This window comes from Arenibacterium sp. CAU 1754, from assembly GCF_054482635.1.
Map to the genome: position 1 here is coordinate 710117 of NZ_JBTLRG010000001.1, position 24189 is coordinate 734305.

The 24189-nt window shown below is 61.2% G+C and carries 22 protein-coding genes; 7 read left to right on the forward strand and 15 right to left on the reverse strand.

Annotation, left to right across the window (positions count from 1 at the left end; all coding sequences use genetic code 11):
• Positions 1-200 precede the first annotated feature (200 nt).
• Both ACXYMO_RS03510 and ACXYMO_RS03515 read left to right on the forward strand, forming a co-directional pair.
• Positions 201-1448 carry an efflux RND transporter periplasmic adaptor subunit gene (locus tag ACXYMO_RS03510; RefSeq protein WP_458877264.1) on the forward strand — a complete coding sequence of 416 codons (1248 nt, stop codon included), beginning with the start codon at positions 201-203 and terminating at the stop codon, positions 1446-1448.
• The gene (locus tag ACXYMO_RS03515) at positions 1445-5365 is read left to right on the forward strand and encodes an efflux RND transporter permease subunit (RefSeq protein ID WP_458877265.1); all 3921 of its coding nucleotides are present in this window, start codon (positions 1445-1447) and stop codon (positions 5363-5365) included. Before ACXYMO_RS03510 ends, ACXYMO_RS03515 begins: the two co-directional genes overlap by 4 nt.
• A 45-nt stretch (positions 5366-5410) precedes the next feature.
• On the opposite strand, the gene ACXYMO_RS03520 is transcribed toward ACXYMO_RS03515, so the two are convergent.
• Both ACXYMO_RS03520 and ACXYMO_RS03525 read right to left on the reverse strand, forming a co-directional pair.
• Complete coding sequence (locus ACXYMO_RS03520; RefSeq protein ID WP_458877266.1) at positions 5411-7216, reverse strand: ABCB family ABC transporter ATP-binding protein/permease; 1806 nt, start codon at positions 7214-7216, stop codon at positions 5411-5413.
• A gap of 99 nt (positions 7217-7315) precedes the next feature.
• Positions 7316-8854: a LysM peptidoglycan-binding domain-containing protein gene (locus tag ACXYMO_RS03525; RefSeq protein ID WP_458877267.1), complete on the reverse strand. Its 1539-nt coding sequence runs from the start codon at positions 8852-8854 to the stop codon at positions 7316-7318.
• A 118-nt stretch (positions 8855-8972) separates the two neighbouring features.
• On the opposite strand from ACXYMO_RS03525, the gene ACXYMO_RS03530 reads away from it, so the two are divergent.
• Positions 8973-9524: an LOG family protein gene (locus ACXYMO_RS03530; RefSeq protein WP_458877268.1), complete on the forward strand. Its 552-nt coding sequence runs from the start codon at positions 8973-8975 to the stop codon at positions 9522-9524.
• Here ACXYMO_RS03530 and rarD read toward each other — a convergent pair.
• The 11 genes from rarD to ACXYMO_RS03585 all read right to left on the reverse strand — a co-directional run bounded on the left by rarD (position 9431) and on the right by ACXYMO_RS03585 (position 19181).
• Entirely contained in the window at positions 9431-10420 is a 990-nt protein-coding gene (rarD, locus tag ACXYMO_RS03535; RefSeq protein WP_458877269.1) for an EamA family transporter RarD, read from the reverse strand. The two genes, ACXYMO_RS03530 and rarD, sit on opposite strands and share 94 nt — an antisense overlap.
• Before the next feature lie 15 nt (positions 10421-10435).
• Positions 10436-10585: a hypothetical protein gene (locus ACXYMO_RS03540; RefSeq protein ID WP_458877270.1), complete on the reverse strand. Its 150-nt coding sequence runs from the start codon at positions 10583-10585 to the stop codon at positions 10436-10438.
• A 103-nt stretch (positions 10586-10688) separates the two neighbouring features.
• Positions 10689-11288 (reverse strand): superoxide dismutase, encoded by a 600-nt coding sequence (locus ACXYMO_RS03545; protein ID WP_458877271.1) that lies wholly within the window; start codon positions 11286-11288, stop codon positions 10689-10691.
• Positions 11289-11445: 157 nt separating this feature from the next.
• Positions 11446-12105: a hypothetical protein gene (locus ACXYMO_RS03550; protein ID WP_458877272.1), complete on the reverse strand. Its 660-nt coding sequence runs from the start codon at positions 12103-12105 to the stop codon at positions 11446-11448.
• A 204-nt stretch (positions 12106-12309) separates the two neighbouring features.
• Positions 12310-12771: a hypothetical protein gene (locus ACXYMO_RS03555; protein ID WP_458877273.1), complete on the reverse strand. Its 462-nt coding sequence runs from the start codon at positions 12769-12771 to the stop codon at positions 12310-12312.
• Positions 12772-13145: 374 nt separating this feature from the next.
• Positions 13146-13715, reverse strand: coding sequence for a sarcosine oxidase subunit gamma (locus ACXYMO_RS03560; RefSeq protein WP_458877274.1), 570 nt, complete (start codon positions 13713-13715; stop codon positions 13146-13148).
• The gene (locus ACXYMO_RS03565) at positions 13708-16719 is read right to left on the reverse strand and encodes a sarcosine oxidase subunit alpha family protein (RefSeq protein ID WP_458877275.1); all 3012 of its coding nucleotides are present in this window, start codon (positions 16717-16719) and stop codon (positions 13708-13710) included. The genes ACXYMO_RS03560 and ACXYMO_RS03565 overlap by 8 nt, the downstream gene beginning before the upstream one ends.
• 28 nt (positions 16720-16747) lie before the next feature.
• Positions 16748-17077, reverse strand: coding sequence for a sarcosine oxidase subunit delta (locus tag ACXYMO_RS03570; protein WP_458877276.1), 330 nt, complete (start codon positions 17075-17077; stop codon positions 16748-16750).
• 84 nt (positions 17078-17161) lie between these two features.
• A complete protein-coding gene (locus tag ACXYMO_RS03575; RefSeq protein ID WP_458877277.1) occupies positions 17162-17377 on the reverse strand; it encodes a hypothetical protein in 216 nt (71 codons plus the stop codon).
• Between the two features lie 285 nt (positions 17378-17662).
• On the reverse strand, positions 17663-17857 hold the full coding sequence (locus ACXYMO_RS03580) for a hypothetical protein (RefSeq protein WP_458877278.1): 195 nt from the start codon (positions 17855-17857) through the stop codon (positions 17663-17665).
• A 79-nt stretch (positions 17858-17936) separates the two neighbouring features.
• Entirely contained in the window at positions 17937-19181 is a 1245-nt protein-coding gene (locus tag ACXYMO_RS03585) for a sarcosine oxidase subunit beta family protein (protein WP_458877279.1), read from the reverse strand.
• Between the two features lie 204 nt (positions 19182-19385).
• Between ACXYMO_RS03585 and ccmI the strand changes: the two genes are divergently transcribed.
• From ccmI to ACXYMO_RS03605, 4 genes are all read left to right on the forward strand, one after another.
• Positions 19386-20618 (forward strand): c-type cytochrome biogenesis protein CcmI, encoded by a 1233-nt coding sequence (gene ccmI / locus ACXYMO_RS03590; RefSeq protein WP_458877280.1) that lies wholly within the window; start codon positions 19386-19388, stop codon positions 20616-20618.
• Positions 20615-21100 (forward strand): Holliday junction resolvase RuvX, encoded by a 486-nt coding sequence (gene ruvX / locus ACXYMO_RS03595; RefSeq protein WP_458877281.1) that lies wholly within the window; start codon positions 20615-20617, stop codon positions 21098-21100. Before ccmI ends, ruvX begins: the two co-directional genes overlap by 4 nt.
• Positions 21097-21339: a DUF1289 domain-containing protein gene (locus tag ACXYMO_RS03600; protein WP_458877282.1), complete on the forward strand. Its 243-nt coding sequence runs from the start codon at positions 21097-21099 to the stop codon at positions 21337-21339. Before ruvX ends, ACXYMO_RS03600 begins: the two co-directional genes overlap by 4 nt.
• A gap of 84 nt (positions 21340-21423) precedes the next feature.
• Entirely contained in the window at positions 21424-22113 is a 690-nt protein-coding gene (locus tag ACXYMO_RS03605) for a hypothetical protein (protein WP_458877283.1), read from the forward strand.
• 25 nt (positions 22114-22138) lie between these two features.
• Here ACXYMO_RS03605 and ACXYMO_RS03610 read toward each other — a convergent pair whose 3' ends face one another.
• Positions 22139-22963, reverse strand: coding sequence for a sulfite exporter TauE/SafE family protein (locus ACXYMO_RS03610; RefSeq protein WP_458877284.1), 825 nt, complete (start codon positions 22961-22963; stop codon positions 22139-22141).
• Positions 22964-22990: 27 nt separating this feature from the next.
• The gene (gene dusA / locus ACXYMO_RS03615; RefSeq protein ID WP_458877286.1) at positions 22991-24001 is read right to left on the reverse strand and encodes a tRNA dihydrouridine(20/20a) synthase DusA; all 1011 of its coding nucleotides are present in this window, start codon (positions 23999-24001) and stop codon (positions 22991-22993) included.
• Positions 24002-24189 lie beyond the last annotated feature (188 nt).

Below are 24189 nucleotides of genomic sequence, written 5' to 3' on the forward strand. Positions count from 1 at the left end.
GCGCAATCGCATCCTATTAACGTGCAAGTGAGGCCAAGCCAAGGCCGCGCAGGCGCCCAATGCGTCACCGTCTTGCGCCGCCGGGCGAAAATATTTATTCTGAACTGGTTAGTTTAGCGCGAAAATGCACTATATCGCGGGACATGGCAGGCTCATTCCGGATCCGCCTGCAAAACAACCCGAGTTGAGAAAGGCCGAAAATGCGATTGATCCCTGTCCTCACCGCCATTCTGGTGATGCTTGGTCTCTATGCGATCGTTTTCGAACGCGACGCCCTTTTGGCGTTCGCGCGCGGAGACGAGACGGCCAAAACCACACCGGAAAGCGCTGACACGGACGCCGGTCAGGTGGCTCAGCCAGACAAGGAAGACGTCCCCGGAATCGGTGTTGTCGTCAAACGCAGCCAGGCGCAGACCATCAATAACGCGGTTTTGCTGCGCGGCCAGACCAAGGCGGCGCGCCAGGTCGAGGTGCGCGCCGAGACGACCGCAACCGTGATCTCGGAGCCCCGCCGCAAGGGCGCCAGCGTGCAAGCGGGCGATCTGTTGTGCGAACTGGACCCCGGCACCCGCATGGCGAGCCTGGCCGAGGCGCGCGCGCGCCTGTCCGAAGCGAAAAGCCGCGTGCCCGAAACCGAGGCCAAGCTGGAAGAGGCAAAGGCGCGGCTGGACGAGGCGATGATCAATTTCAACGCCGCCAGCAAGCTGAAACAGGACGGGTATGCCAGCGAAACGCGGCTTGTCTCGGCCCAGGCGGCCGTCCGCTCGGCCGAAGCCGGGATTGCCAGCGCCAAATCCGGCCTTGAAACGACACAATCGGGAATCGAGGGCGCCGCCGCCGCCGTGGCCGCGGCCGAACGCGAGATCGAGCGCCTGCGGATCGTCGCGCCCTTTGCCGGGTTGCTGGAATCAGACACCGCCGAACTGGGCAGCCTGTTGCAGCCCGGCGCCCTGTGCGCCACCGTTATTCAGCTGAACCCCATCAAACTGGTCGGGTTCGTTCCCGAAACCGAAGTCAATCGCGTGTACCCTGATGCCGAGGCCGGTGCGCGGCTGGTCACCGGTGAGACCGTGGCCGGAAAAGTGACCTTTATCAGCCGCTCGTCCGACCCGACGACACGCACCTTTCAGGTCGAAATCGAAGTGCCCAACCCCGATCTGAGCATCCGTGACGGGCAAACCGCCACCATCATGATCTCCTCGAAAGGGGCGAAGGCGCATCGCCTGCCGCAATCGGCGCTGACCCTGAACAACGAGGGCCAGCTGGGTGTACGCGTCGTCGGACCGGGCAACGTGGTGGAGTTTGCCCCCGTTAAACTGCTGCGGGACGAGGTCGGTGGCGTCTGGGTTTCGGGCCTGCCTGAACAGGCGGACGTGATCGTCATGGGGCAGGATTTCGTGACTGCGGGCGTGAAGGTGACGCCAACCTATAGTGAGGCCGAACAATGACCGGTATCGTCGACTGGGCCGCCGAACGGGCCCGAATGGTTCTGGCGTTCATTGCGCTGTCGCTGATCATCGGCGGCTTTGCCTATTGGAGCCTGCCCAAGGAAGGCGAGCCGGACATCGAAATTCCGGCCCTTTTCGTTTCGGTCCAGTTTCCCGGCATTTCCGCCGAGGACAGCGAAAGCCTGCTGATCAAGCCGATGGAAACCGAACTGGCCGATCTCGACGGGTTGAAAAAGATGACGTCCACGGCGGCGGAGAACTATGCCGGGATCGCGCTGGAGTTCGAGTTCGGCTGGGACAAGACGGCGATCATGGCCGATGTGCGCGACGGCATGAACGCCGCACAGGGCAAGTTTCCGGACGGCGCAGAACAGTATTCGATCAAGGAAATCAACTTTTCCGAATTTCCCATCGTCATCGTGAACCTGACCGGCGCCGTGCCCGAACGCACGATGGCGCGCATCGCCAAGGAACTGCAGGACGATCTGGAATCGCTCGATGCGGTTCTGGAGGCCGGGATCGCTGGCAACCGCGACGAGATGCTGGAGGTGGTGATCGACCCCCTGCGTCTGGAAGCCTATAATGTCACCGCGATCGAGTTGATCAACGTGGTCCAGAACAATAACCAGCTGATCGCCGCCGGTGAGGTTGAAACCGATCAGGGGACGTTCTCGGTCAAGATCCCCTCCTCCTTCAAAACGCCGCGCGATGTCTATGCCTTGCCGGTCAAGACCAACGGTGACCGGGTGGTCACCCTGGGAGAGCTGGCCGAGATCAACCTCACGTTCGAGGACCGCAAGGGCACGGCGCGGTTCAACGGTGAAAACACGGTTGCCTTGCAGGTGGTCAAGCGCAAGGGGTTCAACCTGATCGACACCGTCGCGCTGGTCAAAGAGACCATCGCCAAGTCCGAATCCAAGTGGCCGCCCGAATTGCAGGCCGCCGTCGAACTGGGCACGTCCAACGATCAGAGCCGCGTTGTCGGATCCATGGTGAGCCAGCTGGAAGGATCGGTTCTGACCGCCATCGCGCTGGTGATGATCGTGGTGCTGTCGGCCCTGGGCAGCCGGGCGGCGTTGCTGGTCGGGTTCGCGATCCCCACATCGTTCCTGTTGTGCTTTGCGTTCCTGGCGGTGATGGGCGTTTCGATTTCCAACATCGTGATGTTCGGCCTGATCCTTGCCGTGGGCATGCTGGTCGACGGGGCCATCGTTGTCGTTGAGTATGCCGACAAGCGGATCAAGGACGGTATCGGGCCGATGCATGCCTATGTCGAAGCGGCACAGCGGATGTTCTGGCCGGTTGTCTCGTCGACCGCCACAACGCTCTGTGCGTTTCTGCCGATGCTGTTCTGGCCCGGTGTTCCGGGGCAGTTCATGGGCATGCTGCCTGTGACGCTGATCTTTGTCTTGTCGGCCTCGCTGGTGGTGGCGCTGGTGTATCTGCCGGTGATGGGCGGTGTCACGGGCCGGATGAGCCGCGTATTCGGCAATATCTCGGACGCCCTGCGCCGGCGCCTGCCCTGGGTGGCGCGGGCCGCGCTGGTGCCGGTGGCCATGTACACCATGTTCGTGGGCGCGATGCAGGTGTTGAACCCGGCATATATTCTGCCGGCGGGCACCGGGGCGATGCCCGGATCGCTGATCGGAGCGATGATCTTTCTCTTCGGCTCGTTCGCGGCGTCGGTCACGCTGGGCGCCGCCAAGATCGAGCGAAAGCCGCGGGAAATCCGCTCGGGCCATCAACTGACTCCGTTTGGCTGGATCATTCAGACGATTGCGGGCAATCCAATCATGCCTCTGGTCTCGATCGCCACGGTGTTTGCCGGGGTGTTCTATATTGCGTTCATCCTGTTCCCGGCCAATTCCAAGGGGGTTGAATTCTTTGTGGAATCCGAACCGGAACAGGCCACCGTGTTCGTGCGGGCCCGGGGCAATGTCTCGCTTGCTGAATCCGACCGAATGGTGCGCCAGGTCGAAGACGTGATCCGCGCCCACCCTGCCGTGATCAACGTCTTTGCCTTTGCGGGCGATGGCGGTCTGGACACGGCTGGTCCCGGCGGCAGCCAGGCCCCGCCCGACACCGTGGGCCAGGTGCAGTTCGAAATCATCCCGTGGGAGGACCGCCCCAAGGTAGACGAACCGTTCCTGAACGGGCGGTTCAGCCGTGCCGTGACCGCGCCCGATTACGACGGCGATTTCGTGATCGACCAGCTGACCGCCGAACTGGTCAAGCTGCCCGGCTTCGAGGCGGAGATCCTTGCGCTGGAACAGGGGCCCGGGTCGGGCAAGCCGGTGCATCTACGGGTCAAGGCCGATGGCTGGGACGATCTGACGACGGCGGCGGAACTGGCGCGCGCGCAGTTCGAAAAGACACCGGGCCTGATCCTGATCGAAGACAGCCTGCCACTGCCCGGGATCGACTGGCAGATCGACGTCGACGTGGAACAGGCCGGGCGCTATGGCGCGGATGTGGCCACGGTGGGCGCGATGGTGCAACTTGTCACGCGCGGCATGTTGCTGGACACCATGCGCGTGGACACAAGCGACGAAGAGATCGAAATACGCGTGCGCCTGCCCGACCAGGACCGGGTTTTGAGCACGCTGGACACGCTGAAGGTGCGCACGTCGGACGGTCTGGTGCCGCTGAGCAATTTCATCACCCGCCAGCCGGTCAAGAAACTGGAATCGATCAGCCGTGTGGATCAGCAGCGGTATTACGATGTGAAGGCGGATGTCGTTAAAGGCGTGTTGTTGTATTCTGCGGTTCCATTGGATGACAATGAACAGCCTAATGACGACGGCGCCATTTCGCTGGGGTTCGGCTATCAGCTGACCGATGAAGACATTCAGAACGGTGAGCCAAGCAATCTTGTCATCACGCGCAAGCTTCCGTGGTATATGGCCTGGTTCTCCGAACCGCAGAAGACATATCACAATGTTCCCAATGCCGGTGCCGACATTTCGCTGAGCGAGATCGCCAAGACGATTTCCGAAGGCAAGGCACAGCTAAAAATCGTTCCTCTTAACGCAAACGAGCGTATCGCTGCCCTTACCGAATGGCTGGATACCAATCCCCTGCCCGCAAGCGTGACATGGGAATGGACCGGCGATCAGGAGGAACAGGCGGAATCCGGTGCCTTCCTGCAGAACGCGTTTCTGGGTGCGCTGGGTCTGATGTTCATCATCCTGCTGGCGCAGTTCAACAGCTTTTACAACGCAACGCTGGTTCTGCTGGCGGTGGTCCTGTCCACTACCGGTGTTCTGATCGGCATGATGGTGATGAGCCAGCCGTTTTCGATCATCATGACGGGCACCGGCATCGTTGCCTTGGCCGGGATCGTGGTGAACAACAATATCGTTCTGATCGACACCTACCAGGAATACGCCCGCTATATGCCCCGGATCGAGGCCATCGTGCGCACCGCCGAGTCGCGTATTCGTCCGGTGCTGCTGACGACAATCACCACGATGGCGGGTCTGGCCCCGATGATGTTCGGGCTGAGCCTTGATTTCATCGGCGGCGGCTACAGCATCGACAGCCCCACGTCGCTGTGGTGGAAGCAATTGGCGACCGCTGTGGTGTTCGGTCTGGGCATCGCGACGGTTCTGACGCTGGTGGTCACCCCGTCGTTCCTGGCGCTGCGGGTGTGGATCACGACCTACATTGGGTGGTTCGCGCGAATGATCGCCCGCATCACCGGCGGCGCCACGAGCCGCACCGCCCGTGACATGCGTCTGCGCCGGTCGGCCAGCAACCTGCCGGCGACCGAAATTATCTGGGATCTGGATGAGCCGGTCGTGGCTGACGAGGACGCGACACCCGGTCCGGACGATCACAAACCCGAAGCAACGGCCCCGGATACGGCGCAGAACGAAGACACCCCGCCGCCGGGCGCGATCAAAGCCGCCGAGTAAGCGCAACGGCCCAACGCGGGGGCATTGGCCCCCTGCGTTGGGTCGTCAGGCCGCTTCGTCCGCCTGCTGACGGCTCCACAGATGGGCATAGCGGCCATTGCGGGCCAACAGTTCGTCATGGGTGCCCAGTTCGACGATTTCACCCTGATCCAGAACGACGATCTGATCGGCCTCGGCAATGGTGCTGAGCCTGTGGGCGATGGTGATGACCGTGCGCCCTTCGCCCGCGCGTTCGAGGGCTGATTTGATTTCTTGCTCGGTATCGCTGTCGAGCGCGCTTGTCGCCTCGTCCAGCAGCAGGATAGGCGGGTCCTTGAGCAGGGTTCGGGCGATGCCGACACGCTGTTTCTCACCGCCCGAAAGTTTCAGACCGCGTTCGCCAACGGCGGTGTCATACCCCTGGGGCAGCGACTGGATAAAGTCATGGATCTGCGCGGCGCGGGCCGCGTTTTCGATGTCGTCCTGCGTGGCGCCATCGCGGCCATAGGCGATGTTGTAGCGGATCGTGTCGTTGAACAGCACGGTATCCTGAGGCACCACACCGATCGCGGAATGCAGACTGTCCTGTGTCACGTCGCGCACGTCCTGCCCGTCGATCCGCAAGGCGCCGCCGGTCACGTCGTAAAAGCGGAACAGCAGCCGCCCGATGGTGGATTTACCCGATCCGGTCGCCCCGACGATGGCGACGCTTTTGCCGGCGCCAACATCAATCGAGACCCCTTTCAGGATTTCCCGGTCGCTGTCATAGCCAAAGCGCACGTTGTCCAGCGTGATATTGCCGCCATTGACCACGAGGTCCGGCGCGCCGGGTTTGTCCGAGATCTCGGCCGGCTGATCCAGCAGATCGAACATTTCGCCCATGTCGATCAGGGCCTGACGGATTTCGCGGTAGACGGTGCCAAGGAAATTCAGCGGAATCGTGATCTGCATCATGTAGGCGTTGACCATGACAAAGTCGCCCACGGTCAGCGCGCCCTGCTGCACCCCCAGCGCGGCCAGGATCATGACCCCGACCAGACCCGTGGTGATCAAAACAGATTGACCAAAGTTCAGGAACGCCAGCGAAAACGCGGTTTTCAGCGCCGCGCCCTCATAGCCCTTCATCGCGACGTCATAGCGGGCGGCCTCGCGTTCTTCGGCCCCGAAATACTTGACGGTTTCATAGTTCAGAAGGCTGTCGATCGCCTTTTGATTGGCGTCGGTGTCCTGGTCGTTCATCTCGCGGCGCAGTTGCACGCGCCATTCGGTGACCTTGAAGGTGAAGGCCACATAAAGCGTGATGGTGACAAGCACGATGGCCAGATACCAGGCATCGAACAGGACCGTCAGAATGCCCGCGACCAGCGCCAGTTCCAGGAACAGCGGGCCGATGTTGAACAGCAGGAATCGCAGCAGGAATTCAACACCCTTGACCCCGCGTTCGATGATGCGCGACAGGCCCCCGGTCTTGCGCGTGATGTGATAGCGCATCGACAGGCGGTGAATATGGCGAAAGGTTTCCAGGGCCAGCTGGCGCAGCGCGCGTTGTGCGACGGGGGCAAAGACCGCATCGCGCAATTGCTGGAACCCGACCGACATCATGCGTGACACACCATAGGCCACGGTCAGCCCCACCGCCCCCAGCAGCAGCGGGGAAACGCCCTCGCCCGCCAGCGTATCGACCGCGCCCTTATAGAGGATCGGCGTATAGACGGCGATCAGCTTTGACGCCACCAGCAGAACCAGCGACACGACCACGCGAATGCGCAGTCCCCGATTGTCCTTGGGCCAGAGATAAGGGGCAACTTTGCGCAAGGTGCGCCATCCGGACTTGCGGGCGGTCCGGTCAGTTTCTGGGTCGGCTTGGGTCATGCGAAATCCTTGGCGTCCGCCTTTCACATAATTCGCGGGCTCGACGTTGACCAGTGCCGGGCACACAAAGTTTTCACGTCATCGCAACAGGGCGTGAGATCAGTCGGGGATTAAAAAGACCTGACCGGGATAGATCAGATCGGGGTCGCGGATATTGTCGCGGTTGGCCTCGAACACCCGGACATAGAGGACCCCGTCGCCATACCTTTCACGCGAGATCGCCCAAAGCGTATCGCCTGCCTGAACGGTGACGGCGCGCACCGGCGGTGTTTGTGTTGCCCCCGCCTCGACCGAGGGCGGGTTCAGCACCTCGGGCGCTTCGCGTTTGAAAGGGGTTTCAAGCCGGCTGAGCACCGCGCCCGTGGCGTCCAGCTCATCCAGCCGCAGGGTATAGACCCCCGGCGCAATACCAACGAGTTTGCCTTGCCATTTGCCCGCCGCATCGGCATCGACATCGGCAACCGGGTCATTGTCCAGATAGACCCGCACGAGGGCGCGGCCGGTGGCGCGCCCGCTGAGCAAAACCGCCCCGGTCTCCGAATAGCCGATGGTGTCCAGTACGACGCGGTCCATCGCCTCGGGGGGCTGGGGCGTAGCCGGTTGTACCAGTTCCACACCGTCCTTGCCCGCGCGCAACACGGCGACAGGGGCCGGGGTGGGATCGATCGCGCGCGGGGTATCCACCGCCGGAATGGGCTGGGGTTCATCGACCGTGGGGGCCATTGCCGTGACCACGGGCGGTTGGGCACTCTCCGCGGCCGGCTCGGCGGATGTCTCAGCCATGTCGCGCGACACAACCGGTGCACCTTCATCTTCGGTCTGGACCAGCCCGGACACTGCGGCGGCCCCAACCGCCGCGATGGTCGCGGCAACGCCCGACCCTTCCTCAGGTGACGGCGCAGGCTGGGGCGTTTCAGCGGCTGGCGCGACCTCGGCCAGGGTCTGGTCGGGGCCTGCCTCTTGGGTTTCGGGCATGTTGGGCGGTTCAGGGGCGGTTTGGGCGACCGGCTCGGAAACGGGTGCTGCGGTCACGGTGTCTTGTAGCGGGGCGGCAGGTTCAGGAGTCGCCTCGGCCACTGCGGCGATCGGGGCGAGGATGATCTGATCCTCGGACATCGCGGTTTGATCGCCCAAGGCGGACGACAGGGTCAGAACACGCGCGGTTTTGACGGGCGGCAAGGACAGGAAGGCAACGAATTTGCCGGTGCTGTCGGTAGTGGCGGTGCCGATGGCATCGCCGTCCGACAGGATCGTGACACCAGAACCGGGCGCGGCGGTGCCTGCGACCAGCGTTGTGCCATCGGGTTCGACGCGTACCACATCAAACCCCGGGATCGCCAGATCTGGCAGGGCAGCCGGGGCTGGTACCGGATCCACTGTCTCGACCGGGGCTTGCGTCTCGGTGGGCTCCTTGCGGGCCTCCGGTTCGAGCGTGGCTGCGGCGGGTTCGGTGGCTGGCGCAGGTTGCGCAGCATCGGGCGGGACCGGGGCAAGCGCCTGCACGGCGGGGGCCTCGTCGTCGGCCCGGTCACCGGGCAGAAGGCCCGCGTAATAGAGCCCGCCGCCGATCACAGCCACGGTCGCCCCGGCTGTCAGCCACAGCCAGATTGCCTTGCCACCATTGGCACTGAATGCCATGTTTTCCCTCCCCAGGAGCGGTCATTCCAACCGCATAGTTGAGCAAGTCTAGCAACCGCGCTATCAGGGGTCAAAGCACCTTAGCGTGCCCCCCGACACCCCAGCGAAAGGTTCGCCCATGAACGTCAAATCCATCTGTGTGTATTGTGGATCGCGGGTCGGGGCAATGCCGGGCTATGCGCAGGATGCAACCGCGCTTGGCACCGCGCTGGCGCAGGAAGGCTGGCGGCTGGTCTATGGCGCGGGCGACATCGGGCTGATGGGCGAAGTGGCGCGCGCTGCACAGAGTGCGGGCGGCGACACGTTCGGCGTGATCCCGGCGCATCTGGTGGCTTCGGAAGTCGGGAAAACCGACCTGACCCAGTATATCGTTACTGAGACCATGCACGAGCGCAAAAAGGTCATGTTCATGAACGCCAATGCGGTTGTCGTCATGCCCGGCGGCGCCGGATCTCTGGACGAGCTGTTCGAGGTGCTGACATGGGCGCAGCTGGGCCTGCATGCCAAGCCGATCTTGATCCTGAATTCGAACGGGTATTGGGATCCGTTGATCGCGCTGATTAATCATGTGATCGATCAGGGGTTTGCGGATGCCTCGCTGGTGGATTTCCTGACCGTCGTCGACACGCCCGAGGCGGCCATGGCAGCCCTGCGCGCAGCCCTGTCCTGACGCAAAAGCGCCACCGAATAGAGGGCAACCGCGGTCCAGATCATCAGAAACGTGGCGGCGTGCCACGTGGTGAAAGGTTCACCAAACAGCACCACGGCGGTGAGGAACTGAAGCGTGGGGTTGGAATATTGCATGAGACCGATGGTCGACATGCGCACCCGGCGCGCCGCATAGGAAAACAGGATTAGCGGCAGGGCCGTCACCGGACCGGCAATCATGATATAGATGCTATCAAAGGCGTCGTGACCGAAAGTGGCCTTGCCCTGCCCGTAAACATAGGCAAAGATCAACGCCACGACCGGCAGGAACATTACCAGCTCTGCGGTTACCGACACCAGTGCATCCGCGTTCATCCGTTTCTTGATGACCCCGTACCAGGCAAACGACACGGCCAGCACCACCGATATCCACGGCAGCATGCCCATGCCCACCGTCAGCACCAGAACGGCAAGACCGGCCAGCAGCACGGCGATGGTCTGAAGCGTGTCCATCCGCTCTTTGAAGAGAACCCGGCCGAGCAGAACCGCCAGAAGCGGGTAGATGTAGTAGCCAAGGCTGCCTTCGGTATTGCGCCCGACGGCGGTGGCGAAAATGATCAGAAACCAGTTCAGCGATATGGCGCCGGCAGCCAGCGCCACGTTGCCCGCGTTGCGCGCCCCGCGCATGGTGTCGCGGACCCGACCCAGGCGGCCCTGGATCAGCAGAATGCCGGCATAGAACACCAAGGACCACATCACCCGGTGGGCCAGGACCTCTTCTGACGGGATATGGGCCAGAGGTTTGTAGATCAGCGGCATGCAGCCCCAGATCGCGCAGGCACCCGCCATTGCCAGAATGCCCTTTTGCGCCTCGCCCATGCCCTGCCCCTTGCCCAGCGGATGGGCAAGCCTTGGCACCGGGGTGTCACAGGGTCAAGCGGTGAGAGTCACAAGAGTGATTTCTGGCACCACGCGAAAACGGACCGGCAGGACGGAACAGCCGATACCGCCAGAGGTGACCCGGTGTTCGCGCGTCACGAACGGTTCGCCCATATGCCGGGCCGCGACGACGGCAATGCGCATCCGCAGGCCGGGTTCAACGAAGACCCTGCAAAGCGTAGCAAAAAGGCCTGCCAGGATCACTCCCAGCAGGCCCTTGATGAATTTACGTCTACTCAGTACGCGCTTACATGCGCGAGGCAACGTTTTCCCAGTTGACCAGATTGTCGAGGAAGTTGGTCAGATAGGCAGGACGCTTGTTGCGGAAATCGATGTAGTAGGAATGCTCCCATACGTCACAGCCCAGCAGCGCGGTCTGACCAAAGCACAGCGGGTTCACACCGTTTTCGGTCTTGGTCACCTTCAGGCCACCGTCGGTGTCCTTGACCAACCACGCCCAGCCCGACCCGAACTGACCGGCACCAGCGGCCGAAAAGTCTTCCTTGAACTTGTCGACCGAGCCAAAGCTTTCGGTCAGCGCCTTTTCCAACTCGCCCGGCATCGCACTGTTGCCCGGCCCCATCATTTCCCAGAACTGGTTGTGGTTCCAGAGCTGGCTGATGTTGTTGAAGATACCATTCTGGGCGACCGCGCCCTTGTCATAGGTGCCGACGATGATCTCTTCCAGCGACTTGCTGTCCCATTCGGTCCCTGCGATCAGCTTGTTGCCGTTATCGACATAGGCCTTGTGGTGCAGGTCGTGGTGGTATTCCAGCGTCTCTTTGGACATGCCTTTGTCGGCCAGAGCGTCATGGGCGTAAGGAAGATCAGGTAGTTCGAATGCCATTGTTTGGGCCCCCTTGGACTTGCTTGAATTGACTGAGATGTAACTGAGCGCGTTAGCGCCCAGCGTCAAGTCTCTTAGTCAGATGTTCTGCCATGTTGGCAGTTCTGTTATGACACCGTACCCGCGGCAATAGCTTTGTGGGCAGGTGTGGGGCCGTTCATTTGAACAAGCTGTTCTTAATTATCTTGCACTTGCCCTGTGCGCGGGGGCGATTGTCGAAAAAATGCAAAAAAGCCTTTTCAACTACAACCAGAGTTCTTTGATTCATTGTCAAGGTATAGCTGACATGTTCCTTCATGTTCACGTTCCCTACATCAAGGTTTCTAATTTCCCAATCGAGCCGAATTGATTTTTCACTGTGCCTGGAAAATTTTGCGGCGATTGGTCTCTGGAACTGATTATGAATGATGCCGTCGAGAACCAGTGCCTTTCCTGCTTTTTCATCTATGGAAAAAATGACCCTTTTGGGAATCCAGTTCGATCCATCATCTTTCACAGTGCAGTCATAAGTTTGCGCAAGTCCGGCGTTTGCGAATGAAAACAGTGATATAGCGGCTACGGCAGCTAGCAGTTTCAACTTGACATTCTCCTTAAAAATCACAGCCAGATGTTTACGTTTCGACCACGTAAACACTGGTTTCCTTGTCATAGGCTGATGGATGGTTTTCCCTTCAAACTCCTGAAAGGAGCAGGATTTCTGGAGCCATTCATCGCTGACATCATCGCAACGCCCATGAAACAGCGCTAAAAAACTCCACAATACTCGCCTCACTGTATTCCCTTGACGCACAATAGCAACAGTTGAATATGGAGACAACAATTACCCCGAATTAAACTCTACCCTTGATTGAACACCTCAACCTCTGATCCCGGCTGTGCTGCCATTTTCAGAATCCCTATCACATAGGCTGCGACTGAATGGAAACAGACGATGCAAAAGGTATCGGCGCCTCCATCCAGAAGGCGGCAAGCACCTGTGCGATGCGGGTGCTTAGCATCACGCCGGACGGCTCAGGCCGCTCTATTTTTGCCGGATGCATTTGCCTTCGCCCTGCGGGGAAGAATTGCCATTTTCCGCAGGCACGGCCGTATAGATGATCTTGCCGGTCTTGAAATTCAGCAGGGCCCGGTATTGGGCTGCATTGTGAGCGCCTGACTCCGCACCAGTCCTTTTTCTTACTTCCCAGATGAATTGGTAGGTCCGGGCGCTGCTTTGGGAAAAGCCCACCTTGATCGGTTTTCCATAGGACTTGTGAATGTAATCATCATAGGCCTCGGCCGATTTCCGGTCCGGCGCGATTTCCAGGACGATCTCATTCGGGATCCAACCCACGTGGGAATGCGAATCCAGATCGCATCGATAGATTTCCGAAGCGGCCGAAGTCGCCCCAAATGACACTGCGAAAGATGCCAGAATATATAATATTTTCAAACCAGTACCCTCAATCAAAACAACATCACGCCAGCGATAATGGGTTCGCAAACGTCGCATAGGCCCGGGCCTGTTTCGTCCACAGTTAGCAGGACACAACAGACCAGACGGTACCCCGGTCAGGTTTCATGAGAAGATGACGTCTTGGATGCGGCAGGAAGACCGCGAGATCCGGTCACGCGGAAATGGAAATATTATTCCGGTGGATTGGACCCTTCATACTCAACAAAACACTGAACTTAAGGCAATTGTCGCAAGCCTAGGTACAATACTGTGCCAAGACAAGCCTGCTGATGAATTGGTTCACGTGATCCGAAGAAACGCATGCATTTCGGTCACTTTGGGTTTTCGAATGGAACAGGAACCCAATGCGCAATCGAATTGGAAAAATCCGGTTTGATTATCCGGCACTTCGATGGTGTGGATCAGAACGCACCAACCTCGCTCCCCTGCTGTGCGGCGACCTTGAGAATGCCGAAAACATACTCCGCGACCGAGCGGAAACAGACAATGCGGAACGTCTGGTCATCCTCCATCCAGAATGCGGCAGGCACCTGGGCCATGCGCGTGCGGCGCATCATGCCGGGCGTGAAAGCATCCGGCGACAGGTCCACGGGGCAAAGCTTGGCCACCACCTCGCGGGCATGGGGGCCCGACACGCGGAACATGGCGCGCGCGTCCGAGACGTTCACGGCCAGCGCATGGGTCACGGCCAGCGCGGCACTCAGGGTCGCCAACCGGGTTTCGACCTCACCGTATGGGCACAGCACCAGCAACTCGTCAGGCGACATCCAGCACAGGGCGCTGTCGCCCTTGAGCGAGCAGGCGTTCATCTTGGGCAAGGCCGCGCCATCCGCAGCGGCGCTGGCGGCCTTTTTGACGGCGGCAACCGACATATCCCCGCGCAGGGTGATCATGCCCTGAAGGCCAGTTTCCTCGACATGGGCGATCCCGTTAAACCGGGCATGGTTCAGGGCGCTGATGGGTTCAGACATTCTGTTTCTCCCCGTCCTTGTCATAAAACACCGGATCGACGATCCGGGCGGTGTACACGGTGCCGTCGGTGCCGGGGAACTCCAGCACCTCGCCCATGCGGTCGGGTCCGTGCAGGACCAGCCCCATGGCGATGCCCTTGCCCAGCGTCGGGGAGTGGTAGGTCGAAGTCACCCGCCCTTGCATGTTGCGCTGACCGTTGGCATTGCGCCCCTCGGCCACCGCATAGGCGCCGTCCGGCAGGACCGACCCGTCCAGCGTTTCCAGCCCCACCAATTTCCAGCGGTTGGGGTCTGTCATATGGCTGCGCGCCTGGGCGCGTTTGCCGATATAATCCTCTTTCTTCTTCGATATCGCCCAGTTCAGGCCCAGATCCTGCGGGATCACGGTGCCGTCGGTTTCATCCCCGATCATGATGAACCCCTTTTCCGCCCGCATGATATGCAGCGCCTCGGTCCCATAGGGCATAACGCCAAACCCCTGCCCGGCCTCAATCAGCGCCTTCCAGAAGGCGAGGCCCTGCGACGCGGGCACGGCGATTTCGTAAGACAGTTCACCCGAGAAGGAGATGCGATAGACCCGCGCGTCAAAGTCGCCGATCTTGCCGTCTTTCCATTCCATGAAGCCAAGCGCCTCGGCGCTGAGATCCATGCCGCCCAGCTTTTCCAGAACCTTGCGCGCATTGGGTCCGACAACAGCGACCTGCGCCAGTTGTTCGGTCACGTTGGCGACATAAACCTTCCAGTCCCACCATTCGGTCTGCAGCCATTCCTCCATATGGGCATGGATGCGGTCGGCCCCGCCGGTGGTGGTGTGGCACAGGAACGTGTCCTCGTCGATCCGGGCGACAACGCCGTCATCGCTGAGGAATCCGTTTTCGCTGCACATCAGGCCATAGCGGCATTTGCCCGGTTTCAGCGTCGACATCATGTTGGTGTAGAGCATGTCGAGGAACTTGCCCGCGTCGGGCCCCTTGACGATGATCTTGCCCAGGGTCGAGGCATCGAGCAGGCCAACGTTCTCGCGGGTATTGGTCACCTCGCGCATGACCGCGTCATGGGTGGATTCCCCGGACCGGACATAGGCATAGGGACGGCGCCAGTGGCCAACCGGTTCCCAGTCTGCGCCGTTGCTTTCATGCCATTTGTGCATCGGCGTCTGGCGTACGGGCTGGAACACCTGGCCGCGCGCCTCGCCGCCGATCGCGCCCATCGAGATGGGGGTATAAGGCGGGCGAAAGGTGGTCGTTCCAACGGCCGGGATGTCCGCATCCAATGCATTAGCCAAGGTCGCAAGACCATTGATATTGCTGAGCTTCCCCTGATCCGTTGCCATGCCAAGCGTTGTGTACCGCTTGGTATGCTCGACACTTTCATAGCCTTCGCGGGCGGCCAGTTGAACATCCGTGACCTTCACGTCGTTCTGATAGTCCAGCCAGGTTTTCGAGCGCAGATCCTGCTTGGCATGTCTGGGCATCAGCCAGACGGGTTCCATCGCGGTCTCGGGGGCCGGATCGGCGGACACGGCCTTGGCACGGTTCAACTTGTACCCGGCGGATTTGGCCGCGTTGCGCCCTGCGGTGACCGCATCGGGCAGGATCGCGTCCAGCGTCATATGGCCGTTGGACGCGCCTGCGGCGGACACGAACCCCTCGCCCTGCGCGCCAAGCGGCGGGCGGTCGGGATCGGGGCGGAAATGGGCCTGCGCCGCATCCCACAGCAGTTTGCCGCCGCAGTGCGACCACAGGTGAACCACCGGCGACCAGCCGCCGGACATCGCCACGGCGTCGCAGGCCACCTCTTCAAGGGCACCGCCGGCGCCGGTTTGTGCACAGATCTGGATTTTGCGCACCCGTTTGCCGCCCGTGACCTTGCCGACGGCGCGGCCACAGTCGATGCGGATGCCCAGATCGCGCGCCTCGGACATCAGCACGCCGCCACCCGAGTCGCGCGCATCAAGGATGCGCAGCACATCGACCCCGGCACGTTTCAGGCAGATCGCGGTGCGATAGGCATCGTCGTTGTTGGTGGCGACAATCACACGCTGCCCCTGCGAAACACCATAATTTACGGCGTAATCGCGCATGGCCGAGGCCAGCATGACGCCCGGAACATCGTTCCCGGCAAAGGACAGAGGCCGCTCAATTGCACCAGTGGCGGTGATCACCTGCGCCGCGCGGACCCGCCACAGACGGTGGCGCGGACCTTGCATTTTCGGCGCGTGGTCGGTCAGGCGCTCGTAGCCCAGAACATATCCATGGTCATAGACCCCCGCCCCCATGCAGCGCGTGCGCATCGTGACATTGGGCATTGTCGACAGTTCGGAAACAGTTTGTTCCACGAACTTATCCACGGGGCTGCCGTTAACCATTCCGCCGTCAACCGGTGCGCGCCCGCCCCAATGGGCGGTCTGTTCCATCACTGTGACGCGTGCGCCCGTCTCGGCGGCCGCCTTGGCCGCCTGCAGCCCGGCAACACCGCCGCCGATCACCAGAACATCGGTAAAATGATAGAAATGTTCATAGGTGTCGCCATCTCGATCCTTGGGCGCCGCACCCAGTCCGGCCGATTTGCGGATGAAGGGTTCATAGACATGTTTCCACAGCGGGCGCGGATGGATGAACATCTTGTAATAGAAACCCGCAGGCAGGAACCGCGACAAGTGTGTGTTGATCGCGCCCACGTCGAATTCCAGCGATGGCCAGTGGTTCTGGGATTTCGCGGTCAGACCATCAAACAATTCGGTCGTGGTCGCGCGCTGGTTGGGTTCAAAGGAGGCGCCCTCGCCCATGTTCATCAGCGCATTGGGCTCTTCCGCCCCGCTGGCCACCACGCCGCGCGGTCGGTGGTATTTGAACGACCGCCCCATCAGCATCTGGTCATTGGCCAGCAACGCCGAGGCAAGCGTATCACCTGCAAAGCCCTGCAACACCTTGCCGTTGAAGGTGAAAGTCATCGGTGTGGACCGGTCGATCAGACGGCCCATTTCGGGCAAACGGACGCTCATACGCGGCTTCCTTCACATGTCTCGAGGGTCATCCGAACTGTCTCCAGGTCCAGCCGGGAACCTTGGCCGAGATTTTCTTGCAGATGTCCTTGGGCGGTTCGGTGGTCTGGGCGGGATAGGTGCCATAGACCTCAAGCGTCACGGTATTGCGCGCGGCGTGAAACCACTTGCCGCACCCATAGCTGTGCCGCCAGCGTTCGAAATGCACGCCCTTTGGGTTTTCGCGGGCGAACAGGTAATCGTGAAAATCCTCGTCCGAGGATCCGGGGCCGTGGCGCGTCAGATGCGCCTCGCCGCCAGCGCCCAGTTCGGATTCATCGGCCTTTACGCCACAATAGGGGCATTTAAGGATCAGCATGGCAAGGTCCCCTGATCTGCGCGCACACAAAAGGCGGACGCCAGAAAGCGCCCGCCCAAGGTGGTGTTGCAATCGTGAGTGGAGTTATTCGGAAACCGTCCCTGCGGGGACAGCCGGTTCGGCCGCGGGGGCCGTTGTTTCGGCAGATGGCGCGACAGCGTCGGACGCGGTGCCGGAGTCGATCGGTGCAGGCGTATTTCCTGCCGACACAATGAGGAACAAAAGCACCGCGGCAACGGCAATTGCACCGATAATCCAACCGGCGCTGCTGCTTTTCTGGACGTTCGTGTAATCAGCCATATCTGGCCCTCCTTGGTGTGTGAGGTCAGATTGGACGATGACGAATTAAGAACAATATCGGCGGAAAACCCCGCATTGTTTCGGCAATCCATGGCCGGAACAGCGTGCCCGCCCCGGCCATTTCCAGCCGGTTCCGAGTCAAAAGGACGGTCCGAACACATATCGGAGGCCCGCTTCCGTGGAGAAAATTGCGACGGGCACGAAAAAAGATGGGCACGAGGCGAGCCCATCTTGAACCGTTTACCATACGTTTCGAGCGCACCGCTGGGTGCGCCGAAATCTGTGTCAGTTGCCTGAAACTTCGCCTTCGATGGCTTTGCCGCCGGGCAGTTCGATGCGGATGTCAGGCTGGTCGGCCGCAGGAATGCCGCCGCCAAAGATGAACCACGCGAGAACGCCCAACGCGACGACAACACCGCCGAGGATGAACGCGAGCGCGCCGTTACCGGAGTTCGATGTGTTGCTTGTTTGGTCAGACATTGTGATCCCTTTCGATTGTTGATCTTCGACAAGACAACATTCGAAAGGTCAAAATGGTTCCCGTATTTTTCCGGTGCCATCAATGCGCCACCCCTGCCGCGACGCTTTCGTCGATGAAACGGCCCTCGGCAAAACGTTCCAGACCAAAGGCATCGGTCAGCGGCGACTGGCCCTTGGCCATCAATTCGGCCATGCCCCAGCCTGACCCGGGGATGGCCTTGAACCCGCCGGTGCCCCAGCCGCAGTTGATGAACACGCCCTCGACCGGGGTTTTCGACAGGATGGGCGAGCGGTCACCGGTCATGTCCACGATCCCGCCCCACTGACGCAGCATTTTCAGGCGTGAGATCATCGGGAAGGTTTCGATCAGAGCGCGCACGGTTTCCTCGATATGATGAAAGCTGCCCCGCTGGGTATAGTTGTTGAACCCGTCGGTGCCGCCGCCGATGACCATTTCGCCCTTGTCCGACTGGCTCATGTAGCCGTGCACGGTGTTGGCCATGACCACCACATCCATGCAGGGTTTAATCGGTTCGGACACCAGCGCCTGCAGCGCAAGGGATTCGATGGGCAGACGGAACCCGGCCATTTCGGCCAGATGCCCGGAATGGCCCGCCACAACGATGCCCAGCTTGTCACAATCGATCGGGCCCTTGGTCGTTTCGACCCCGCGCACGGTGCCGTTTTCGGTGCGCACGCCCGTCACCTCGCATTTCTGGATGATGTCCATGCCCATGTCGGAACAGGCCCGCGCATAGCCCCAGGCCACCGCATCATGGCGCGCGGTGCCGCCGCGCGGCTGCCAGAGCGCGCCCAGAACCGGATAGCGCGGCCCGTCGATGTTGATGATCGGACACAGCTCCTTGACCCGGTCGGGACCGATGAATTCGGTTGCCACCCCTTGCAGGGCGTTGGCATGGGCGGTGCGCTGATAGCCGCGGATTTCATGCTGGGTCTGGGCCAGCATCATCACGCCACGGGGGCTGAACATCACGTTATAATTCAGGTCCTGGCTCATCGTTTCATACAGGCTGCGCGACTTTTCGTAGATCGCGGCCGACGGATCCTGAAGGTAGTTCGAGCGGATGATCGTTGTGTTGCGCCCGGTGTTGCCGCCGCCCAGCCAACCCTTTTCGATCACCGCCACGTTGGTGATGCCGAAATTCTTACCAAGGTAATAGGCAGTGGCAAGGCCATGCCCCCCGGCCCCCACGATGATCACGTCATAGCGGCGGCGCGGTTCGGGGCTGCGCCACGCGCGTTCCCAGCCCGTGTGATGGCGCAAAGCTTCGCGCGCGATGGCAAAGGCGGAATAGCGTTTCATCTCAGAGGCCCCCGGGGTTGGATTCGCTGCATTATGATCATACCTAGCGTTCTGAGCGACACCGCCAAAAAGAGGATACTCTCGGCGGCGTTTTTTGTCGGGTTTGCGACATGCGGCAATTTTCGCATGCCAAACCGGCAACTGTGGTGCTAGTCGTGATTTTCCGGTGTCACCAAAGGCTGCGACACCGCCAGAGCAGGAGAGATGATGTCATTCTGGATCGTAGCGTCGGGCATGGCGTTGATTGTTGCGGCCCTTTTGGGCCTTGTTTTGTTGCGCGGACGCGGTGCGGCCGCACCGGCGGCGGCCTATGACATTCAGGTTTACAAGGATCAGCTGAGCGAGGTCGACCGCGATCTGGCCAGTGGCGTGATCGGCGAGGCAGATGCCGAACGCGTGCGCACCGAGGTGTCGCGCCGCATTCTGGCCGCCGACGCGCAATTGCGCGCCGCCGAAACCCGCGCGGGCGGAACACCGGGCGGCACCGCAGGGCTGGCGGTCCTCGTGGCCGCCCTGCTGATCGGCGGCAGCCTGTTGATGTATCAGCGCCTTGGGGCGCCGGGCTATGGCGATCTTGCGCTGGCATCGCGTATCGAAATGGCGGAAGAGGCACGGGTGAACCGCCCCGATCAGGCCACCGCCGAAGCCGGCCTTCCGCCCCAACCGATGCCAGAGAACCTGCCCGAGGATTACCTGGCCCTGGTTCAGAAATTGCGCGACACGGTGGCCGAACGGCCCGATGATGTGCGCGGACATGCGTTGCTGGCCCGGCACGAGGCCGCCACCGGCAACCTCAAGTCGGCTTATGAGGCGCAGGGACGCGTTCTGAGCCTCAAGGGCGATGAGGCCACCGCACAGGAATACGCCGATTACGCGGATATGATGATCCTGGCCGCGGGCGGATATGTCTCGCCCGAGGCCGAAAATGCGCTGCGTGCCACCCTGACCCGCGACCCCAAGAACGGGATCGCTCGGTACTACTGGGGTCTGATGATGGGCCAGACGGGCCGCCCGGACATGGCGTTCCGGGTCTGGAACGCCTTGCTGCGCGAGGGTCCGGCGGATGCACCGTGGATCGGCCCGATCCGCGAACAGATCGAAGGAGCAGCACAGCTGGCCGGCGTGGATTTCGAAATGCCCTCCGAAGACGCCCCGTTGCGCGGCCCGTCGGCGGCCGAGATCGCGGCAGCGGGCGACATGTCGGGCGACGAACGCCAGCAGATGATCCGTGGCATGGTGCAGAACCTGTCGGACCGGCTGGCCACCGAGGGTGGACCGCCCAACGAATGGGCGCGGCTGATTTCGGCACTGGGGGTTCTGGGCGAAAAAGACCAGGCGCAGGCCATCTATGACAACGCACGCGAGGTGTTCGCCGGGGATGATTCCGCGCTGAGCACGGTTGCGGATGCGGCCGAACGCGCGGGGCTGGGCCAGTGATCCACGACTCGTTCGAGGATTTCGCCGCCGCCTGCCCGCCCTATGCCGCCCTGATCGGGCTGGATCTGGGCGACAAGACGGTGGGCGTGGCGGTGTCGGACCGGATCGGCGCCGTGGCCACCCCGCTGGAAACAATCAAGCGGCGCAAATTCACGCTGGACGCCGCGCGCCTGCAGGAAATCATTGCCGAGCGCGAGGTCGGCGGCATCCTGTTGGGCTTGCCCCGCAACATGGACGGCTCCGAAGGCCCCCGGTGCCAGTCCACCCGCGCCTTCGCCCGCAATCTGGACCGGCTGGTGGACCTGCCGATCGGGTTCTGGGACGAACGGCTGAGCACGGTGGCCGCCGAACGGGCGCTTCTTGAGGCGGATACGTCACGCAAACGTCGCGCCGAGGTGATCGATCACGTCGCCGCCAGCTATATCCTGCAGGGGGCGCTGGACCGGATGCGCCATCTGAAAACCCAAGGTCACAGCGCATGAGCACACCTGTCTGGAAACGCAACGAGATTGAATCGCCCTGCGTGCAGATCTGTGTCGTGCACCCGACCGAGCGGATTTGCACAGGCTGTTACCGCACCACCGACGAGATCGCCCGCTGGTCACGTATGACACCGCAGGAGCGCGCCGAGATCATGGCCGCCCTGCCCGAACGCGCCCCGCGTCTGGCCAAACGCCGCGGCGGGCGGACAGGACACATCGAACGATCAGGGCGAAATTGATCGAAGCCTCAAATCGTGCTATGATTAAGTTTTAATATCAACCATTTTTGACAAGTTTCCAATGGCTGGAATCCCGGCCTGTTGGTGTATTTAACGTCAGCTTTTCTGACGCAAAACAGCATTGGAGAAATCATGACTTGTGATTGCAGCAACTTTGAACGAGGGCGCTGGAGCAACGGTCAGCAAACGATTTTCTGGGCCGTTAATTCCCGCTGCAAGAAACGCACGATTGAATGGCCAGTCGGATTCAGCAGCAGCGATCTTGAGGCCATTGAATTTGACGAAATCGGCGGCGGCGAAGTTCAGGATATCCCATCGGGAGAATTCGGGCAGGCTTTGCTTTTTGAAAAGCTTGCCAAGGTCCTGGATGAGACACCGATTGACGGCGAGGATCCGGAACTTGTCCGGGCGAGTCTTGCCGAGTTTCTGAAGGCTCCAGGAGGCAATCGCGTTTCAATGTGCTGTGTCAAATATTCGCTGCGCTGGTTGCCCATCGGGTTCCGGGCGGGCGAATTGGTGCGGCTTAAAAAATTCACCGTCGGGGGTGACAGTTTTGGTCCCTACCCGGCTTATGGCATCCCGGGCCCGCCCGCCCGACCGGTCGCACAGACCCACGTTGGTGACCTTTGCAAATCGAACGCTGACTGCGACACGATTACAACGCCGGTTCTTGAATTTGACGTGACACGGGGCGGTGCGGGAGCCGCAGGCGCAACGACACCTTTGGGAACTGTCAGCGGCTTTAAGACCTGTCGGCTAAGCGCAACGGAATGAAACCGGGCGACCAGCGAGTTCAGGATTAGTACCCCAGCGCCTTGCGCAGCATGTTGATCGCAACCAGCGTCAGGAATACGGCGAACACGCGCTTTAGTGGTTTGGGGTCCATCGAATGGGCCAGTTTCACACCGATGGGTGCGGTGATCAGTGTCATGCAGATGATCACGAAGAAGGCAATGAAATTCACTGCCCCAACGGTCATAGGTGGCCGGTTGGCCGGATCAATCGGCAGGAACAAAAACCCCAGAACAGACGGCACGGCAATCAGAACGCCAAAGCCTGCCGCCGTGGCCACGGCGCGGTGGATCGGGACGTTGAACAGGCTCATCAGCGGGACGCCGAAACTGCCCCCGCCAATGCCCATGAGGACCGACATGAACCCCATCAGCGGGGACATGAGGATCCGTCGTATCCCGGTTGGCATGGCATTGCCCAACCGCCATTCGGATTTCCCGAACCCCATATAAAGCCCAACGATGATGCCCAGCACGCCAAACACCGCCTGCAAAGTGGTCGAGCGCAGTGACGAGGCCACCAGCACCCCGACCAGCGCACCCAGCGCGATGCCCGGGGCCCAGGTGCGCAGGATGTCCCAGTCGACCGCGCCTTTCTTGTTGTGGCTGTGAACTGATCTGAGCGAGGTGACGATGATCGTGGCCAGCGAGGTGGCCAGGCACATCTGCATCAGTTGATCACCCTCATAGCCGAGCGTCTGAAAGGCATAGAAAAAGGCCGGGACAAGAACGATACCACCGCCCACGCCCAATAAGCCCGCCAATACGCCGGCAACCGCGCCGATGATCAGCAACAACACCAGCATCTGCACCAGCAACATGGTTTCGGGCATAAGGACCTCCTGCAAAGTTTTGGGTATCTACACCGCCTGCGCCTGTCCCGCCAGTGGCGGCACCAGTGCCAGCGCGGCCAGCACCAGATCAGGCCCGGCATCTGGTTTATGGGCGCCCTCGGACAGCATCCGACGCCAGGCCCGCGCGCCGGGGCGTCCGGTGAACAGGCCCAGCATGTGGCGCGTGATCTGATGCAGTTTTCCGCCCTCTGTCAGGTGTGCGTCGATATAGGGGATCATCTGATGCACCACGTCATGGGCATCGCGCACTTCGCCCGTGCCAAAGATCACCGGATCCGCGGCCGCCAGAATCGTCGTCGGATCGTGATAGGCCGCGCGCCCGATCATGACGCCATCCAGACTGGCATCCAGAAACGCCTTGGCCTGATCCAGCGAAGTGATGCCGCCGTTGATCGAAATGTGCATCGCCGGGAACAGCCCTTTCATCTGCATCACGAGGTCATAATCCAGCGGCGGGATATCGCGGTTTTCCTTTGGGCTAAGCCCCTGAAGCCAGGCCTTGCGCGCATGGATCGTGACCCGGTCGCACCCGGCGGCCCCGATACGGGCCAGAAATTCGGGCAGCGCCTCGGCCGGGTTCTGATCGTCCACGCCGATGCGGCATTTGACCGTGACATCCACATCCACCGCCGCGCGCATGGCCGACACGCAATCGGCCACAAGGCCGGGCCGTTCCATCAGCACCGCGCCAAAACTGCCCGATTGCACCCGGTCCGAAGGGCAGCCGCAGTTCAGGTTGATCTCATCATATCCCGCATCCGCCCCGATTTTCGCAGCCTGCGCAAGTTCCTTCGGGTCCGACCCGCCCAGTTGCAGGGCCACGGGATGTTCTTCGGGGCTATGATCCAGCAAATGCAGCGCCCCACCCCGTACCAGAGCGGGCGAGGTTACCATTTCCGTATACAGGAGCACCTCGCTACTCAGCAGCCGATGCAGATAGCGGCAGTGCCGGTCCGTCCAGTCCATCATGGGGGCAACGGACAATCGCGCTGCCACAGTGGCTGCGGTGTTGGGCATTCTTGGGTCTCCTCGGTCCGCGAACAACTCCTTCGCATCCATGTTGTGCATACTATGCACACGAAAAGCCGCAGACCATCCCCCCAAGAGCAAATACAAGCTAACGGCGGCAATCGGGAGGGTTGGCCCTAAATCAATTGTTTTGAACGTCACAAGAAGCCAGATACTAGGATTCTCAGAAGTCTTTG

Excerpts from the sequence above, each read along its gene's own strand:
- ACXYMO_RS03510 (WP_458877264.1), top strand. The coding sequence starts at position 201 with ATGCGATTGATCCCTGTCCTCACCGCCATTCTGGTGATGCTTGGTCTC.
- ACXYMO_RS03515 (WP_458877265.1), top strand. The coding sequence starts at position 1,445 with ATGACCGGTATCGTCGACTGGGCCGCCGAACGGGCCCGAATGGTTCTG.
- ACXYMO_RS03520 (WP_458877266.1), bottom strand. The coding sequence starts at position 7,216 with ATGACCCAAGCCGACCCAGAAACTGACCGGACCGCCCGCAAGTCCGGA.
- ACXYMO_RS03525 (WP_458877267.1), bottom strand. The coding sequence starts at position 8,854 with ATGGCATTCAGTGCCAATGGTGGCAAGGCAATCTGGCTGTGGCTGACA.
- ACXYMO_RS03530 (WP_458877268.1), top strand. The coding sequence starts at position 8,973 with ATGAACGTCAAATCCATCTGTGTGTATTGTGGATCGCGGGTCGGGGCA.
- ACXYMO_RS03540 (WP_458877270.1), bottom strand. The coding sequence starts at position 10,585 with ATGCGCATTGCCGTCGTCGCGGCCCGGCATATGGGCGAACCGTTCGTG.
- ACXYMO_RS03545 (WP_458877271.1), bottom strand. The coding sequence starts at position 11,288 with ATGGCATTCGAACTACCTGATCTTCCTTACGCCCATGACGCTCTGGCC.
- ACXYMO_RS03560 (WP_458877274.1), bottom strand. The coding sequence starts at position 13,715 with ATGTCTGAACCCATCAGCGCCCTGAACCATGCCCGGTTTAACGGGATC.
- ACXYMO_RS03565 (WP_458877275.1), bottom strand. The coding sequence starts at position 16,719 with ATGAGCGTCCGTTTGCCCGAAATGGGCCGTCTGATCGACCGGTCCACA.
- ACXYMO_RS03570 (WP_458877276.1), bottom strand. The coding sequence starts at position 17,077 with ATGCTGATCCTTAAATGCCCCTATTGTGGCGTAAAGGCCGATGAATCC.
- ACXYMO_RS03575 (WP_458877277.1), bottom strand. The coding sequence starts at position 17,377 with ATGGCTGATTACACGAACGTCCAGAAAAGCAGCAGCGCCGGTTGGATT.
- ACXYMO_RS03580 (WP_458877278.1), bottom strand. The coding sequence starts at position 17,857 with ATGTCTGACCAAACAAGCAACACATCGAACTCCGGTAACGGCGCGCTC.
- ACXYMO_RS03585 (WP_458877279.1), bottom strand. The coding sequence starts at position 19,181 with ATGAAACGCTATTCCGCCTTTGCCATCGCGCGCGAAGCTTTGCGCCAT.
- ccmI (WP_458877280.1), top strand. The coding sequence starts at position 19,386 with ATGATGTCATTCTGGATCGTAGCGTCGGGCATGGCGTTGATTGTTGCG.
- ACXYMO_RS03600 (WP_458877282.1), top strand. The coding sequence starts at position 21,097 with ATGAGCACACCTGTCTGGAAACGCAACGAGATTGAATCGCCCTGCGTG.
- ACXYMO_RS03610 (WP_458877284.1), bottom strand. The coding sequence starts at position 22,963 with ATGCCCGAAACCATGTTGCTGGTGCAGATGCTGGTGTTGTTGCTGATC.
- dusA (WP_458877286.1), bottom strand. The coding sequence starts at position 24,001 with ATGCCCAACACCGCAGCCACTGTGGCAGCGCGATTGTCCGTTGCCCCC.